General features: G+C 58.1%; 13 protein-coding genes. 7 read left to right on the forward strand and 6 right to left on the reverse strand.

Annotated features, from left to right (window positions below):
• The first annotated feature begins 164 nt into the window (after window positions 1-164).
• The 4 genes from repA to AC13QO_RS14570 all read left to right on the forward strand — a co-directional run bounded on the left by repA (window position 165) and on the right by AC13QO_RS14570 (window position 5,669).
• Window positions 165-1,373, forward strand: a complete 1,209-nt coding sequence (repA, locus tag AC13QO_RS14555; protein ID WP_488540981.1) for a plasmid partitioning protein RepA — start codon at window positions 165-167, stop codon at window positions 1,371-1,373.
• A gap of 93 nt (window positions 1,374-1,466) precedes the next feature.
• Complete coding sequence (repB, locus tag AC13QO_RS14560) at window positions 1,467-2,474, forward strand: plasmid partitioning protein RepB (RefSeq protein ID WP_488540982.1); 1,008 nt, start codon at window positions 1,467-1,469, stop codon at window positions 2,472-2,474.
• A 167-nt stretch (window positions 2,475-2,641) separates the two neighbouring features.
• Window positions 2,642-3,856 (forward strand): plasmid replication protein RepC, encoded by a 1,215-nt coding sequence (repC, locus tag AC13QO_RS14565; RefSeq protein ID WP_488540983.1) that lies wholly within the window; start codon window positions 2,642-2,644, stop codon window positions 3,854-3,856.
• A gap of 391 nt (window positions 3,857-4,247) precedes the next feature.
• On the forward strand, window positions 4,248-5,669 hold the full coding sequence (locus tag AC13QO_RS14570) for a hypothetical protein (RefSeq protein WP_488540984.1): 1,422 nt from the start codon (window positions 4,248-4,250) through the stop codon (window positions 5,667-5,669).
• Between the two features lie 183 nt (window positions 5,670-5,852).
• Here the strand turns inward: AC13QO_RS14570 and AC13QO_RS14575 are convergent, their stop codons facing one another.
• Complete coding sequence (locus AC13QO_RS14575) at window positions 5,853-6,773, reverse strand: alpha/beta hydrolase (RefSeq protein WP_488540985.1); 921 nt, start codon at window positions 6,771-6,773, stop codon at window positions 5,853-5,855.
• A gap of 180 nt (window positions 6,774-6,953) precedes the next feature.
• Between AC13QO_RS14575 and AC13QO_RS14580 the strand changes: the two genes are divergently transcribed.
• From AC13QO_RS14580 to AC13QO_RS14590, 3 genes are all read left to right on the forward strand, one after another.
• Window positions 6,954-7,859 (forward strand): LysR family transcriptional regulator, encoded by a 906-nt coding sequence (locus AC13QO_RS14580; protein WP_488540986.1) that lies wholly within the window; start codon window positions 6,954-6,956, stop codon window positions 7,857-7,859.
• 244 nt (window positions 7,860-8,103) lie between these two features.
• A complete protein-coding gene (locus AC13QO_RS14585; RefSeq protein WP_488540987.1) occupies window positions 8,104-8,469 on the forward strand; it encodes a type II toxin-antitoxin system RelE/ParE family toxin in 366 nt (121 codons plus the stop codon).
• Window positions 8,462-8,788, forward strand: a complete 327-nt coding sequence (locus AC13QO_RS14590) for a helix-turn-helix domain-containing protein (RefSeq protein WP_088688436.1) — start codon at window positions 8,462-8,464, stop codon at window positions 8,786-8,788. Before AC13QO_RS14585 ends, AC13QO_RS14590 begins: the two co-directional genes overlap by 8 nt.
• 81 nt (window positions 8,789-8,869) lie before the next feature.
• On the opposite strand, the gene AC13QO_RS14595 is transcribed toward AC13QO_RS14590, so the two are convergent.
• From AC13QO_RS14595 to AC13QO_RS14615, 5 genes are all read right to left on the reverse strand, one after another.
• Window positions 8,870-10,009 (reverse strand): site-specific integrase, encoded by a 1,140-nt coding sequence (locus AC13QO_RS14595; RefSeq protein ID WP_488541102.1) that lies wholly within the window; start codon window positions 10,007-10,009, stop codon window positions 8,870-8,872.
• Window positions 10,010-10,178: 169 nt separating this feature from the next.
• Window positions 10,179-10,640 (reverse strand): hypothetical protein, encoded by a 462-nt coding sequence (locus AC13QO_RS14600; protein ID WP_488540988.1) that lies wholly within the window; start codon window positions 10,638-10,640, stop codon window positions 10,179-10,181.
• A 497-nt stretch (window positions 10,641-11,137) separates the two neighbouring features.
• Window positions 11,138-12,808 (reverse strand): IS66 family transposase, encoded by a 1,671-nt coding sequence (locus tag AC13QO_RS14605; protein WP_488540989.1) that lies wholly within the window; start codon window positions 12,806-12,808, stop codon window positions 11,138-11,140.
• Window positions 12,809-13,149: 341 nt separating this feature from the next.
• Window positions 13,150-13,662 (reverse strand): type II toxin-antitoxin system VapC family toxin, encoded by a 513-nt coding sequence (locus AC13QO_RS14610; RefSeq protein ID WP_488540990.1) that lies wholly within the window; start codon window positions 13,660-13,662, stop codon window positions 13,150-13,152.
• Between the two features lie 3 nt (window positions 13,663-13,665).
• Window positions 13,666-16,089, reverse strand: coding sequence for an N-6 DNA methylase (locus AC13QO_RS14615; RefSeq protein ID WP_488540991.1), 2,424 nt, complete (start codon window positions 16,087-16,089; stop codon window positions 13,666-13,668).
• Window positions 16,090-16,098: the final 9 nt, after the last annotated feature.

Raw genomic sequence — 16,098 nt, forward strand, 5'->3', positions numbered from 1 at the left:
AAAATAGAAATTTTGCTTGTGGCGGGTGCGGAGCGCCAGCGGGCGGTCGACGTTAAGATCTTGTTAACCCTATTTCCCTTGCGGCATCGTGAGAATCGTGCGTTATCTTGAGACGGCAATAGCGCGTCTGACGCCGATAAACCGTCTGAAAACCAGAGGCCAAAGTGAACGTGATTGACAGGCACATCAATCGAGCATCAACTTCCGCACACATCACCCAGCGCGCGGAAGCGCTGTCTGCGAGACTGAGGGCGGTCGGAGAGCGCGCCTTTCCCCCTACCGCACAGAAGTCGCTTCGCTCGTTCACTTCGGGCGAGGTGGCTGAAATCGTCGGCGTATCCGACGGCTATCTCCGCCAGCTTTCGCTCGACGGACTTGGCCCGTCGCCTGATTTGGGAACGGCAGGCCGGCGGTCTTACACTTTGGAGCAAATCAATCAACTCCGGGAATACCTTGCTGGAGCTCGACCGAAGGAAGCCAGCAGGTTTTGGCCGCGTCGGCGCAGCGGCGAGAAACTCCAGATCATCACGGTCGCAAATTTCAAGGGCGGGTCTGCGAAGACGACAACAGCCGTTTATCTTGCGCAAGGACTCGCTTTGCAGGGTTACCGCGTCCTGGCGATTGATCTCGATCCCCAGGCCTCCCTCTCCGCAATGTTCGGCTATCAACCGGAGTTCGACGTTGCCGAGAACACGACGCTTTACGGGGCAATCCGCTACGATGACCAGCGGGTGGCCATGAGGGACGTCGTTCGGCCCACCTACTTTACCGGGATAAGCATCGTTCCGGGCAATCTCGAACTGATGGAGTTCGAGCACCAGACCCCGAGATTCATGCTGCAGAACCGAGGACGGCCGGAGGATCTGTTCTTCAGACGTGTCGCAGGCGCAATCGACCAGGTCGAACAGGACTTTGACGTCGTGGTCGTGGACTGCCCCCCACAACTCGGCTTTTTAACCATGGGTGCCCTCAACGCAGCGACCGGCATGATCGTGACTGTCCATCCCCAGATGGTCGATGTCGCGTCAATGAGCCAGTTCCTCCTAATGACGTCCGATCTCGTGTCGGTCATCGAAGAAGCCGGCGGCCGCCTCGACTACGACTTTCTACGGTTTCTCATCACCAGGCACGATCCGCGGGATGTTCCCGAACAGGAAATTGTGGCGCTGCTTCGCGACGTCTTCGGAACCGACGTCATGGCGGCCTCGGCATGGAAGTCGACTGCTATTGCCAATGCGGGTCTTACCAAGCAGTCGCTGTATGAGCTCTCGCGAGGAGCCGTAGGGCGGTCGACTTATGATCGGGCTATGGAATCCATCAGTGCCGTGAACCTGGAAGTGATCGAACAGATCAATAGGGTGTGGGGTCGATGATCGTCGCTCACTTCCAGAGAAATCAAGGTCTTAACGTGTTGTCAGCTGACTACACGATCTTACTGCAGCGGTTGGTTGGATAGGATCGTAACGATGAGCAAGCGCACACAATCCATTCGCTCCATGTTTGCTGGCGGCAACGATCAGACTGTTGCTGATGAGGCGCGGCAGCCTGTGCAGCGAGTTGCGTCGGGTGCGGTTCGTTCTTTGAAAGATACGTTCTCTGAGGTGGAGAGAGACTACGAAGAGCTCAAGCAGCAAGTTGCCAATGGGGCCTTTCCAATAGATCTTGAGCCAGAACTGGTCGACCCCTCGCCCTTCGCCGATCGCTTCGCGGACCAGGACATTGCAGCCGTCGAGGCCCTTAAGACGTCGATCAAAGAACATGGGCAAGAGATTCCAATTCTTGTTCGACCACATCCTACTGAGGTCGGGCGCTACCAGGTCGCCTACGGCCACCGTCGACTGCGTGCGACTTCCGAACTCGGCTTGAAGGTGAAAGCCTATGTCCGCGAGCTGGATGACGATCGCCTTGTCGTGGCGCAGGGCATCGAGAATTCTGCGCGTGAAGACCTGACATTTATCGAACGGGCGGCGTTTGCCCTGAGACTCGAGGACGGCGGCTTTCAACGGTCGCTCATCCAGACGGCATTGTCCGTTGACCGTCAAGAAGTTCAAAAGCTCGTTAGCGTCGCGCGGGCAGTGCCCAGGTGGCTGATCGACTCTATCGGCCGCGCCCCGAAGATCGGTCGGCCGAGGTGGCAGGAGCTCGCAGACCTTTTGAAAGTTTCGGGCGCGGAGAAGAAGGCCCGCAAGGCTACCGAGGACAAATCGTTCCAACATAAGGATTCGGATGATCGGTTCCTGGCGGTGCTGAGAGCGTCCAAGCTAGATGATGCGAAGACATCGTCCGCATCCCCTCCCCGCTTGGTCGCAAAGTCGGCTGCCGGGGCGCAAATCGCAACGCTCGCCGTCGGGGGAAAGCATTGCAAAATTGAAATGAACCGAGATCGGGACGAGGCTTTTGCCAAGTTTGTTATGGAGCAGCTTCCCGCGCTCTACGCAGACTTCAAGAAGGAAAATCCGTCATCTGAAGGATAAGTGAGGATAGGAGCAGCAAAAGAAAAAGGCCCCCAAACGTCGCCGTCGTGGAAGCCTCTCTCAATGGTCTAAGCAGCCTGAGAATCGCATTTCCATGAATCGCAGTCAAGAGTCTTTGGCACCGTTTTGGTGAGCGGATTTCTTTTGCCTATTGGAAGGTGAAAGAAATGCAGAGTGGAAATGTGACGACGCCCTTCGGGCGGCGGCCGATGACGCTTGCTTTGGTGACAGCGCAATTCAAATCAGCCGCGATCAAACAAGGCAAGTCCGCCGACAAGTGGAAGATCTACCGCGACGCTTGCGACGCGCGATCGTTGCTGGGCTTGCGCGACCGAGCGCTAGCAGTGCTCAACGCGCTTCTCTCGTTCTATCCTGAGACTGAGCTAAAGGAGGAAGCGAATCTTATCGTGTTTCCGTCCAATGCTCAGCTCGTGGCACGGGCAAATGGTATCGCCGGCACGACGCTGCGCGAGAACCTGGCCCTTTTGGTGGATGCCGGCCTCATCCAACGAAACGACAGTCCGAATGGCAAGCGCTATGCCCGAAAGGGCTCGGACGGTTCCATCGAGACCGCCTATGGCTTCAGTCTCGCACCGCTTCTGGCCCGCTCGGAAGAACTTGCTGTCATGGCCCAGCAGGTCGCAGAGGCTAATCGGGAGCTCAAGATCATCAAAGAGCGCGTCACAATCGCTCGGCGGGATGTCCGGAAGCTGATCTCCGCGGCAATGGAAGATCATGTTCCCGGGGATTGGGCCAAAGTTGAAGAACTCTACGTCCAAGCGGTATCGCAGCTGCGGAGGGCAAAAGCGCCGCAGGAATTGGCTGCAATTCTCGAAGAGCTCGATCTGCTAAAAGAAGAAGTCGTCAATTTGTTGGAAAATCACGTTAATCCTGAAGAATGCGACAGCAATGACAACGAATTCCGTCAGCACATACAGAATTCAAATACCGAATCCAGCTATGAACTTGAACCTAGCTCTGAAAAGGAGCAGGGCGCGAAGCCGAGCAAAAATCTTGAATGGAAGGCTGAACCGATAAAGTCGTTCCCACTTGGGATGGTGCTGAGAGCCTGCCCGGAGATTTCAAATTACGGCCCGGCCGGGTCGGTCGGGACCTGGCGGGACTTGATGATGGCAGCCGTTGTGGTGCGTTCGATGCTCGGCGTGAGCCCCTCGGCTTACCAGGACGCCTGCGAAGCAATGGGGCCGGAGAATGCGGCAGCGACGATGGCCGCAATATTGGAGCGGGCAGGGCATATCACGTCGGCCGGCGGATATCTTCGCGACCTGACATCGCGGGCGAGACGGGGTGAGTTTTCGCTTGGGCCAATGCTGATGGCGCTTCTTCGGGGCCGCGGCGGCGAAACACAGGTGGCTGGATGATGAAAGTTGCTCGTCGGTTCGGCTGAAACCAACAGGATGTCCTCTCAGCACCTGTCGTCAGCTGACTACATATTAATCCATTGAAATTATTGATACTCCTTCTACGAAGGTGAAAGAAACAAGGCCAAATGATCGAAAATTTTAGAGAGCTCATAGATCATTAAAACACATAGAGAGAGCTGCAGCCTCGAAGCTTCAAAAGCTCGGGGATCCGGGAGAGGAGCCGCCTCAGTGGTCATACAGCGCCCACACTCTGGCAAACGCCCACATCGCTTTGCTGGCGGAGCGCTCGGAAATACTTGCCGCTGTTCAGAAGATTGAGAACAGGGTTGGCGTCAAGGGAAAGCTGTTGAGCCTGATTGATAGGCTCTCAAGGCGCCCCCGGCCATCAATGGACCTGCTTCTCGAGGGAACACGGAAAATTGAGGAACAGCTAATCGCGGCGGGCCTGAGCCCAGAGGGACCCGCGCAGGACTATGTTGGCATCGTTGATCGAAACGATGCTCGTCGTTCGTCCATCCTCGAAAGGCGTTCTAAAATCAGAACGGAGATGCGGGCCCACGAGGACGTACTTGCCGCCGCGCGTCACGTCGAGAGTGAGGTCAGGGAACGCTTTCTGACGAAGATCAAGGGAGCGAGCTTTACATCAGGATTCAACGGCTCCTTGGCGAAGGTGCTGGCCAGTGTTCGTTCTGGAAATCGTGATGACGCAATTAACATGCTTCGCCGTGTGCCGGTCCGACGGATTGCTCCACCTGAGCAGTTGCGTGTCTTTGAGGAGTATGCGGTCACGGCACTTTCGCGATGGAGGAATCGAGCTGCTCGAGGATTACATCATTCAGAAGGCAATTCCGAGATTCGCATGCGATGTGTTTCCGATATGATGGAGCACTTCGCGGTTAGAACGTGGCGGACGGACTTCGATCGGCTTGAGGATCAATTGACTGTGCCTGGTGTCCTTGCACGCGACGTCCAGGCGTTGCTCTATTGGCTCGCCACGGAAGCCGAGCGCCAAACCTACAAGTCCTTTCCAGCCAAGATTTATGAACGCGATTTCAACCACATTTTACCGGAGCGTTTTGGAAAAATTGCCGAAGAAGAGGGGCCGAGGCTTTTTAAGTCACTCGGCTACGAAGGGGAGTTTCCTTTCGAGGTCGGCTATTTCGAGATCGATCAAACGACCACCGAAACAGAGTCAGGTGCCGATCTCGCCGTATTGATCCACATTACCCTTGAGACCGGTGAAGAACTCAACTTGGGCGCCCTTTTTCAGGGCAAAAGGACAGGCCCCGATTTCGTTGCCGAAGTATGGTTAAGGGAAAGCGCGAGGTTTGGGAAAAACCATCAATTGGTGGCGATGGCGGATGCAGACCTATTTGCGCACTATTTGTTCTATCACGATCCAGCTTCCACAATTGGTGTCAGTGCCCGTTCGGCTTCTTTCATCGCAGCGGAGATACGTCAGAGGCTGCAGCCCGGCGCGAAAATTTGGGAGGTTACCCGACCGAACTCCAAGGTGTCTTCGGTTAGTGGAGCGACATCCTTTGCGAGTCTCATCGCCTTTGGGCTGTTTAGCGAGAATCATGCGCTCAGCTCGCTATCTGACGCTATCGAGAAGATGGGGCGTGAGCGTACAGGATATCAGAAAGGAACGGGTTCGTCGTCGGCAGCTGCAATGGCGGAGCGAACTTTGCTATTCAGCATAGGTGCTCGCATCCGATACGATGACGAACTGAGCCTGAAGAAGAAGGGGTTCGTAAGACGCAGCGATGACGAGTTTCCATTCTCGATCAAACTCGGTGGCAAGTGGTGATATGCAGAGGCCGATTCAACGGCCGCATCTCTGTTGACGATGGAACGCTATACCTAGCAGGCTTCTCTGGGCTACGCCGTCGAACCGCGTGATCGGTCGCCTGATAAAACCGTGCCCTCAGTGGCGGATAAGACCAACCGGCGAGCTCTGGTCTGAAACCTCGCGCGAAAGCTGGGTTGTATGTCAAACCAGCTTGCTGTGGAGGTGGGCGGCAACCCGGTCGGCGGCCTGCCGCACGGTGTCGGCCTGGTCGTAGAAGTCGTAATGCTTACCCACCGCCCAATGCAGTTCCTTCGGACCCGCTAGCTGATTGTAGACCTTGCGTGCCTGGTCGGGGAACGCCGCGCCGTCCGAGTGGATCACCAGTGCCGGCGCGGTGACCTTCTCGGCCTGTGCGACCGGATTGAAGGCGATCCAGGGCTCCCAGCCCATCACCGCAAACTCATTGCGCCAGGAACGCACACCGCCGCCTCGTGTCTGGTCCATGTAATATTCGCTCGGGCTCGCGCTCACGGCCGTCTTGTCACCGGGATTGTAGGTCAACACGGTATCGATGACGCCGGTTTCCTCATAGCGCATGCGGGCCGCACGGCTAGCCGCGATCCGCTGGTCCACGCCTTCCTGGCCGCCAAACATTTTGACCGCAAAGTCTGGATCCGAAAAGAACCCGACGACAATTGCCAGGGCCCGGACATTGGTATCCTTGGCGGCTGCGTAAAGGGCTGTGCCGCCGCTGGTGCAGATGCCAAGCAGGCCGGTCGCCGTGACGTCCGGGCGCGCCTTCAGGACGCGCAGTGCCGCCGACAGATCTTCGGCCTTGGAGTCCTGGTCTTCGTACTGGCGCACGGCGCCGCTGCTTTCGCCGTAGTTCCGGTAGTCGATCGCTAGGGCAATGATGCCGCGCCGGGCCAGCTCACCGGCATAGTTGCCACCCATCTGTTCCTTGACCGAGCTCAGCGAGCCGGCGACGGCAACAGCGGGGTAACGCCGGGATGGGTCATGCTCCTCGGGCAGATAAAGGTTCCCCACAACAACGCCGTCGCCGCTCGGAAAGCTGACCTTCTGCGACTTGGGCTGGCTCCGTTCGGTAAGGGACTCTGACATGGCATAGGTTCCTGTATTTGGGAGGATGGCACTTGCCCCAACGGCGAGGCCAAACGTCCGGCGCGTGATCGATGTAGGGGTCATGAGAGCATCCTCGTTGAATCCTCCCGAAAGGTGGGCTATGGCGCTGGAATTAACAATCGGCGATCCATTTGACGCCCTATTAAGCAGGATTTGATAATGCGGGCCGATCTGTTAGACGGGATTGTCATTTTCACGCGCGTCGCCGAGAAGCGCAGCTTCACCGCTGCAGCCGTGGAACTGGGGGTCACAACGGCGGCGGTGAGCTGGAGCATCAAGCGGCTTGAGGCCCGTGTCGGCACCTCGCTACTGACCCGCACAACGCGGTCGGTGGGACTGACCGAAGCCGGTGAACTGTTCCTTGAGGAGGCGCTGGCCAGCGTGGCCAATGTCGAGGCGGCCATTGAGGCCGCCCAGCGAATGGGTGTCAACCCCGCAGGGCTGCTACGCCTCAGCGTCCCTTACGTGGCCCAGACGCTGATCGAGCCGGTGCTGGAGGGCTTTGCCGCTGCGTATCCTGCCGTCGAGCTGGAGCTGGTGTTTGAAGACCGTTTCGTCGATATCGTGGCGGAGGGTTATGACGCCGGCATCCGGATCGGCGAGATGATCGCACAAGACATGATCGCGGTAAGGCTCACGAAGCCATCGCTGCTGACGGTCGTCGGATCTCCTGCATATTTCGCCCGGAGAGGTAAACCGCTACGTCCGGAACAGCTCAGTGAGCATGCTTGCATCAACGTTCGGCTGTTCGGGGGCGCGCTCTACCGATGGATGTTCACGGTGCGATCCGGGCGCGGTGAACCGCGAACCTTTACTATGGACGTAAAGGGCCCGCTGACCGTCAACGGGCCGGCGACATGCACGTCCGCTGCCGTGGCGGGCGTCGGCCTCACCTACAATATTGCCTCGGTTGTTGAGCCCCTGGTCCGGCAGGGACTGCTGGAGCCGTGCCTGGAAGGCTTCATGCCTGAAAGTCCCGGGTTCTTTATCTACTTCCCCAACAGGAAACAGATGTTGCCCAAGCTCCGCGCGTTCGTGGACTTTTGGAAAAAACATCACCAATAGCTCTAAGAAGCCCTATTGCCCAAGGCCCTCTGAAACGGCAACGCCATCCGGCGCCAAGTCCGTCGCCAGGCATTACGTTCGAGCTTGAACCAACTGCCCCTATGTCTCATGCCCTTCTACCGATGCAGGTGACGCCCGTCCCCGTTCGGTTGCTGAGGTCTCCTGAGCAAATGCCAACCACTATTGCCTTGAGGTAAGACGTGGACTATATATCCCAAAGTATCTATATCAATCAGGATATGAAATGACGCAATGGAAGGTCGAGCTTCATGATCGCTTCAAAGGCGAGATCGCAGACCTCCCAGCCGATGTCCGGGTCGAATTGCTCGCGCATCTGGTGCTGCTTCGCGAGAAAGGATTTCGATTGGGACGACCTGAGGTCGACACCCTCGAAGGCTCCAGACACGCGAACATGAAAGAGCTTCGCGTCAAGATCTTGAAGGTACAATGGCGGTTCGCCTTTGCCTTCGATCCGGAGCGAAAGGCGGTCGTCCTCTGCGGAGGTGCGAAGAGCGGTGTGAGCCAGAAACTCTTCTACAAACGGCTGATCGATCTGGCGGACAAACGGTACGACGAGCATTTGAGCGAGTTGGAGAAGAAGCATGGATGATCTCGACAAGCTGATTCAAACGCTGCCTGAGGATGAACAGCGCGCCATTGCAAAGCGCGCCGAGGACCTCGTGACCGCTCATAATCTGCGTGAACTGCGGGCGCTTGCCGGACGAACACAAGAAGACGTGTCTGCTGCGACAGGTTTCAAGCAGACCAACGTTTCCAGACTGGAGAAGCGCGCCGATATGAAGCTGTCGACGCTCCGCGATTATGTCGAATCGCTCGGAGGCACTTTGAAGATCGTCGCGGATGTCGCGGGCAAGAAAGTCGATCTGTCCAGCATCGCGGAGCGCTCCCGACACGGTTCAAAGATCTGAACCAGCCGTTGTTCGCTAAGCATGGACCCTATAGTCCAACCGTGTTCGCCGGAAGGGCAGGTGCATGTCCGAGAGCCACAGCTACAGCATCCGACTGGCTCGCCCGCTCCTACGCGTCGCATTGTTATAGTAGCTCGATGCCTGCTGGACCGAGCGATGGCGAGATTGCTCCATCGCTTCGGGGAGGGGAATGCCACGGTTGGCCGCCTCGGTGAGATAGCCGGATCGCAGTCCATGCGCGGAAAACTCCCCAACCTCCAGCCCTGCCATCGCCACCCGCTGCTTGACGATATCATTGACCGCCTTCGGATCGAGCGCCCGCCGGCTGACATTGCCCCAACGGTCGATCCCCCGAAACACGCTGCCGCAATCAATTCCTGCCGCTGCCAGCCAAGCGTTGAGCGCCTCCACCGGGCGGCCTGTGAGATAGACAACCTCGTCCTGGCTGACGCCAGAATTCTTGGTGCGGCCGAGATGGATCGATAGCGAGGCATCCGGTACCTCGATCGGCGGCTCAACCGTCAGCTGCTCCTTGCGCAGGCCGGCCACTTCGCTGCGCCGGCGGCCGCCGGACGCAAAGGCGACCATCAGAATCGCCCGATCCCGAACGTCGCGCAGATTGTCGTCGCCGCAGGTCGCCAGCAGCTTTGCCAGCACATCGCCGGTGACTGCCTTGGCGCTCTTGCGGCGGCGCTGCCGCGGTACGGCGCGGATGGCGAGGCGGATCGCAGATCGGAGGGCAGGCGAGGCGAAGGCGCCGTCGAGGCCGCGCCACTTGGTCAGCGTCGACCAGTTGGCCAGCCTCCGGCGCACGGTGTCGGGCGCGTGCGCCCCAGTCGATCGGAGAAAGCCGCCGTCTCGCAGCACCTGATCGACTGCGGCCGGTATACCGTGCTCCGGATCGCTTTCCCGCCGTGCTGGGTCCCAGAGATGGTGGGCGACGAATTTCAACAGCAGCGCTTCCGGCGCTGGCCAGGGCAGGGGATTTTCGGTCGCGGCCAGTGCCCAGGCTTCGAGGTAGCCGAGGTCGGACGCCAGTGCCCGCAGTGTGTTGTCGCCCATACCCTCGTTGACCAAGTGTTTCAGCGTCTCGACGTCCTGGTCGGTCAGGATCTCGGCGAGCTTGTCGCGCCGGTCGATCGGCAGCACGGCAGCAATCGTGTCGAGCGTTTCGGCGCGGCGGGCGATGGCGTCAGGAGCTGATTTTTTCGGGTGGATGATGTCCACAGTTTCTCCTGAAAGGCGAGAATCCGGCTGCGGGAACGACGGCGGCCGTTACGGCCCTGTTTCGCTGTGTCGATCAGCTTGATTAAGGGGAATCGATTTCCTTGTAATGATACAGTTTCTTTCCCGCCAGGATCAGTGGAATCTTTCGGATTGACCGGAGTGCTCACTCGAACAATTGCGACACCGACACTTGTCGTATGCGCTGTTCGTCCGAGGTGAAGCTTAGAAGCATCCGCTTGTCTCCAAGCACCCAGCGATCGTTTTTCAAACTACCACGGCTGCTCCATTCCGGTTCTCCGAACTTTGCTCGCGCCTGCTCCCTGGTCATGGTCATATCGAGATCGAAAGGCGTTCCATCGATCGGCCTTCCTGCTTCCTCCGGATGAACGAAGAATGTACGCAGAACCAACTCCCCTTCCGCAAAGCGCGTCCCGTTCGGCAACTCGCTTCCGAGAGTAAAGAGCAGTTCTATCTGTTGACCGGGGACCTCGACGTTCGTTTCCTTCTCGCCGCGTGGCGGCCGGTTGAGCGGGAGCGTCGCACCCAACGACTTCAAGTAGTCCACGACCGCTGCGTCGGTTTCCGACTTTCCCAGCAATGCCAGCGCGCCCTTGTAGATTGCCATGCAACAACTCCAATGCTTACTTCCGACGATTGGAATGAGAATCGGTACAGGGACGCCGCGAAGACCCTGTCAATAATGAGCCACGACGATTGGGACAAGCGGCTCAAGAAGATGATCCGGGACAATTGAGAAGGCAGGTGAAAGCATGAATGCAGATCGACTGTTTACCCAGGACTGACACTGCACGGAAAACCGCGGATCCGTTCACCCAGTCGCCCCAGGACGGCTGACACGCTGATTTGCGGCTTCAAATCAATCACTTCCGATAAGCCTTACTTATCGGAAGTGAGACGTCACACCGGGACGCGTTGCATGTGACGGAAGCTATTGTCTATCTAGTTTCCGGTACGGAAAAGAACAGCATTAATTCATATGGTTAACGATATGGAAATTGGGAAACTTCGCCCTCCGATCCGGGTACGTGGGGCGGATTAGGTGGCGGTGCCGGTTGATTGGGCAACGTGGTGGCGCAGCCGAGCCGAAGCGGCCTCGGGTGTTCAAGCCCGAGCGAGAATGATCGCCGACAGGGGCGGAACCGGTTGGCCGACGTTGCCGATACCAAGCCGGTCACCGAGATAGTGGTAAAAGGACAGCCCAAGTTTCTGGCAGGTCTTCATAAGGCCAAGCATGACGTCGCGCGCAACACGGCCATCGCGGCTCATCGTGCCGCCGGAGATCTTTCGCTTCGTGACAAAACTCCGCAGATCATTTTCAGATGCATTGGTGTGCAGCGGAATCTCGGGATGCTCGAGCACCTTGAGTAGCTCGTTCTTCCTTCGACGCAGCCGCTCAAGCAGCTTATCGAGTGCCTCATAACCGGTGCGCAGGGCGAAGATCCGGTCGAACCGTCGTCGGAAGGCTGGAGCAGCATGCGGTGAGGGCCTCTGCTTCCAGGCCTTCAGCGCCTTGTAAAAGCGCCAGACGAGATCGCGAATAAGTGCGACGGATCGCTCCTCCTTGGCAGTGGCCGGCATAAGCTTTTGCAGAAGGCGTTCGGCGTGGACCCAACACAGCGCGTGATTGCCGACGCGGAACTGGCCGGCATCGTCGGACACGATTACCATGTTTCCCACCAGGCCATGATGGCGGATAGACCCCCAAAGCGCGGCTTCAGCAAGCGTGCCGATCTCCTGCCGATCGAAGATATCGACACCCTTGTCGGCCAGATGCGCTATGAACGGCACCTGGTTGCAGAAGCGTTGTGGTTCAAAAGTGCGAAGTCCAGCGGACACGACTGGCTCGCCACGGCGCTCTTTCAGATAGTCGAATGCGGCATCGTTGAGCACATAATCCTGATAATTGCCGCGCAGCAGCGACAGGAAATTCAGGCGAGACTTCGATTTTGTGGTGCGAAAGACAGTAAAATTCGGGCCGCCGATGTGTGTGGCGTAACAGTTATTATGGGAATGTCGGGCACCGGTGTCGTCGACCGTGACATACGACGACGACACCAGACCGGCATGCAGCACCGCCGCATCCTCCGCAACAAAGCTATCCAGATCCTTCGTTAGAAGCCGCACCATCTGACGCTTGGAGATATCGAGACCGATATCATTCAGCAATGTCGTCAGACGTGCGCTCGTCACTTGTCCGTGTGCATGGAGCATCAGGCAAAGCCGTCTGAGATTGGCGCCATAGCCACCCATGATCCCTGCGGGCAAGGCTGCCAGCACGGTCTTTCCATTCGGTGTCACCCAGCATTCGCGACGGTAATGCACGAGCTCGGCCTTGAGCACCAGGTCGCGAACATAGACGCTTTTGTACCCCTTGAAGCGTGAGCCGGCCGGAGCATTGATGCGCAGGATCTCCTGCCGGCTCACCCGTTTCACATCCAATTTTGCGCCGCGTGGCTTCTTCTTACTCGTCGGCTTATTGCCGAGTGCAGCGTCCGTTGCCTTGTCCATTCCGGATGAGCGAAACGGTGGCCGCGGCGGCAGGCTCTTCAATCGCGCAATCTCATCGCGCAGCAGCTGGTTCTCGACCTTCAGCCGGGTATTCTCCAGCCGAAGCGCCGCGTTTTCCTCGCGCAGCTGGACGGTCTCGGCCTCAAGCTTCGCGAGCCGGGCTTCCGTCTGCTGCGACCGCTCCAACAGACCCGTCACCAATCCGCGCAACGCATTCAGTGAGAGCGTGTCGGCATGCTCGGGGGAGGGGAGCCGTTTCGTCATGGCAGAATCGAATCATGATTTGCCCCAGCAAGAGAATCCCCAGGCTACCAATCAACTCTCAATGCGCGAGGTTATGCACACTTCTATGCTCGTTCACTGAAACGCTGCCACCGATTTTGCCCCACGTACCCGATCCGGGTGCCTCCGCCGATTTCAAAATGTGGGCACCGAACTCGCCTGCCGTGACGAGCGCATCACCGCGTTGGCCTACCCTCTGTAATCCCGGCCAGCGCCGGGCTGGCCGGCGCTGATCTACCATGGGGATCAAAATTGGATGCCGATATGGGAGTGAAACTTGGAAGCCAATTGACATGAAGCGCGGAAATGTTTGCGAAGTCGAGCTAAATGGCGCGCAACAGGCTCAGCGATAAGCGAGGCTCGGCGTCCTGAACCCTTAAGAAATCCGCGTCGCATGTGACGATATGAAGGTCACGTTCGAACCCCTGCGCACAAACCCAGAGATCGTTCTCGTTAATCCCAAGCCTGTTTCCCGTGGCGTGATCAATCCAGTCCTCAAGGTGCGCAGGCGGCTTGTTCTTGCTCGATTTTGCCATGAACTTGCCGACGAGCGCAGCCTTAAGGTCGCCATAGACCATCGCGACCTGCGTGTTAATTGCCAGGAGCGGGCGTGATTGTGCAGCGGAGAGCACTTGTGTGGAATGGACCGGCGTGCGCCCATGAATGCGCTGAACCGTGGTGACACCGGTACGAATTTCACCGATGCTCACCGCAGACACAAACTGCAGATCGTTCGCACTCATGGCTTCGACTGCCTTGGTGGCTGCCCCGTGCAACACATGCTTGGGGTCCACAAGCGCAATAAGAACGGATGTATCGAGCAGGTAACCGGTCATGGATCAGCGCAAGTATCGGCGGACGACATCCGCTTCGCTTTTCGGCAATGCGGTAAAGGTCCGCGACACCCAATTGCCTGTGAATTGGTCCCGCCCGCCCGCTAGTACTTCGGAAAGGGAGAGGCCGGGCGCCATATCGAGGTTGCCCCATCCGTCCCAGGCATGGGCGACAGGTCTTCGGTTCTGTTCAAAAAATCTCAGAAGTTCGCGTTCCAGCCGAACCGGAAGCTCGTAGGCCGATAGAACCGCCGCATCAATTTTTGCCAGCGTCCTTTGCAGGACTTCCTCCCGATCGGAGAGAAGGTCCACTGTCCCGAGAGCCTTAAGATACGTCTGAACCAGACCTATCAACTCTTCGGAGAGGAGATAGGGCAGGGGAAGATTGGCGAGCGTACCGAGCCTAAAGCGCTGATCGGAGGTAAATACGGTCGAAAAAGCATTTGCTATTGGGCCGTTCAGGACCGCCATCAGCGCGATCATTTCGGTTTGATTGACACCTTCCTTCGGCCACCCGCCGATAAACTGCTGCGAGCAGATCAGGCCAGTGTCGTCGAAGCTCGCAGCCAACCTCCAGGAATACCGGCTGAGCCGGACTGCGTTCAGGATGAGCTTCGGGTCGCCCCAAGCAAATTTCAACCCGCCGCCCCTGATTGAATCAGGGCGACAATCGAGCCAAACAGGTCTTGGCGCTTGGTACTGGAGATGCCCATTGACCCCGTGCAGGCCGCGCCGGTATTCGGACTTCGGATCAACGCTCCACGCCTCCGATTGATCACCTTGCCATTCAATTCCCCTATGGAGCTCCAGCTTCTCACCGAGCGTCGGCCGATCGGCGAGATAGTCCCAAACCTCGTTTAAAGCAGGAACCCAGAGATTTCCCGTCGGATTATCGGCGACCCACCTAGTCACCGACCGGCTCCGCGTAATCAAACCTCCCTGCAGGAAGGACAGCCGGTCTCTCAGTGTCACCTCGCTAGAGCGGATGGTGATGATAGGCTCGTCGTCAGCCGAACGCAGATCTCTAGCAATCAGAAGCGAAGCGGCCGTTCGGGACGCAGAAAAGACGTCGTCGGGGATCTCCACGATCTCCACCGAGGCGTAGGTCTTTTCAAGCAGCGCACGCACCTCGCGATAGCGCTTTTCCATGATGAAGGTCGCGGGGAGCACAAAACCGATGCCGGCCGCTCGTGCCGAAATCACTTCATGGAGAACGGCGACCGGCTTGGAAACGCTATGTTGCGCTATAGGGCCATCCCGCTCGTCCATTTCGAAATCCTCGAACGGCGGGTTGCAGATGACGAATGTTTGCGGCGTTATGCGTTCGCGGAGCCTTCCGCTGCTGAACAGGTCGGCCTGCTGAATATCCCAGCCGTTGTGGTTCGGATAGTCGGCCAGAATCAAGGAGAGTTTCGCGACTTCGCAAGCAAACTCGTCAATTTCGTCGCCCGACAACCGTTCCGTCAGGAATGCATGGCGTTCGGCGTCGCTCCATTCCAGGGGAAGCGCGGCACTCAATTGGCGAAGCGCGGCGACAAGCAAAACCCCGGCGCCCGTGAAGGGCTCGTAGACACGGGTGCCATCGGGATCCCTCCAAAGCTCCAGGCGACGAACGACGTGCTCAGCCATCTGCCGCGGGGTGCTATGGGTGCCGAGCTGAGCGCGCACTTCAGAGGTCACGAATGTGTTTTCGTAGACGAAGGCGAGATCATCGGCCGAAATATTGCGAAAATTTATGCCGCCGCGGATACCCTGCCATACCGTCTGGAGGCGAGCGCGATCGGCGGGTGACGGCTTCAGCGAGCCAAGACCGTAGTAGCGGTCTATGCCGCGCAGGACATCGTCGACGTCGCCACCGCTCCAAGCGCCAGCCGATTCGTGATCTCGATCCGCAAGGATCTTGGCTGCGAGAAAGCGAAAGGTTGCCTGGAAAAGCAGCCGCGCGTCCATAGCCGGACGACCACGGCTGTCGATGACCGTGGCCAAGGTCTCACGCAGCAAAATATCGAGCTTAAGATGGACTTCGCCTTCAATGGCGATCAAAAGCCCAATATCGACGAAATCGAACTGGCGGTTGTGCAGCGGCTCGGAAGAGATGGCCTTGGCTCGATGGATGGCTTTCGGGTTCCAGTGTTCCGCATGGCGTTGGAACAGCGACTGCAGCTCATTTGCCGGCGTTACCGCAAGCCGCTCAGGGGCTTCGTTTGCATGCATCCGCCAAAGCTCGACGCTATCGCCGGCGATTGCAAAGATCATCGGCGCTCCGAGTGCACGCAGCCTCTTCAAATCCGACGGTTTGCCATCGCCATCGATAACACCGAACGCCGCCGTCCGGTACGATGGCGGCGTCTGAGTGAATGCCGCGAGGCTGACCCGCTGGGTTTCACCCGCGGGTGACAGGACGTCCGCGAAGCTGTAATCGGCAAGCAATGTATCGGA

The sequence above is a fragment of the Rhizobium sp. CNPSo 3670 genome (assembly GCF_057784555.1).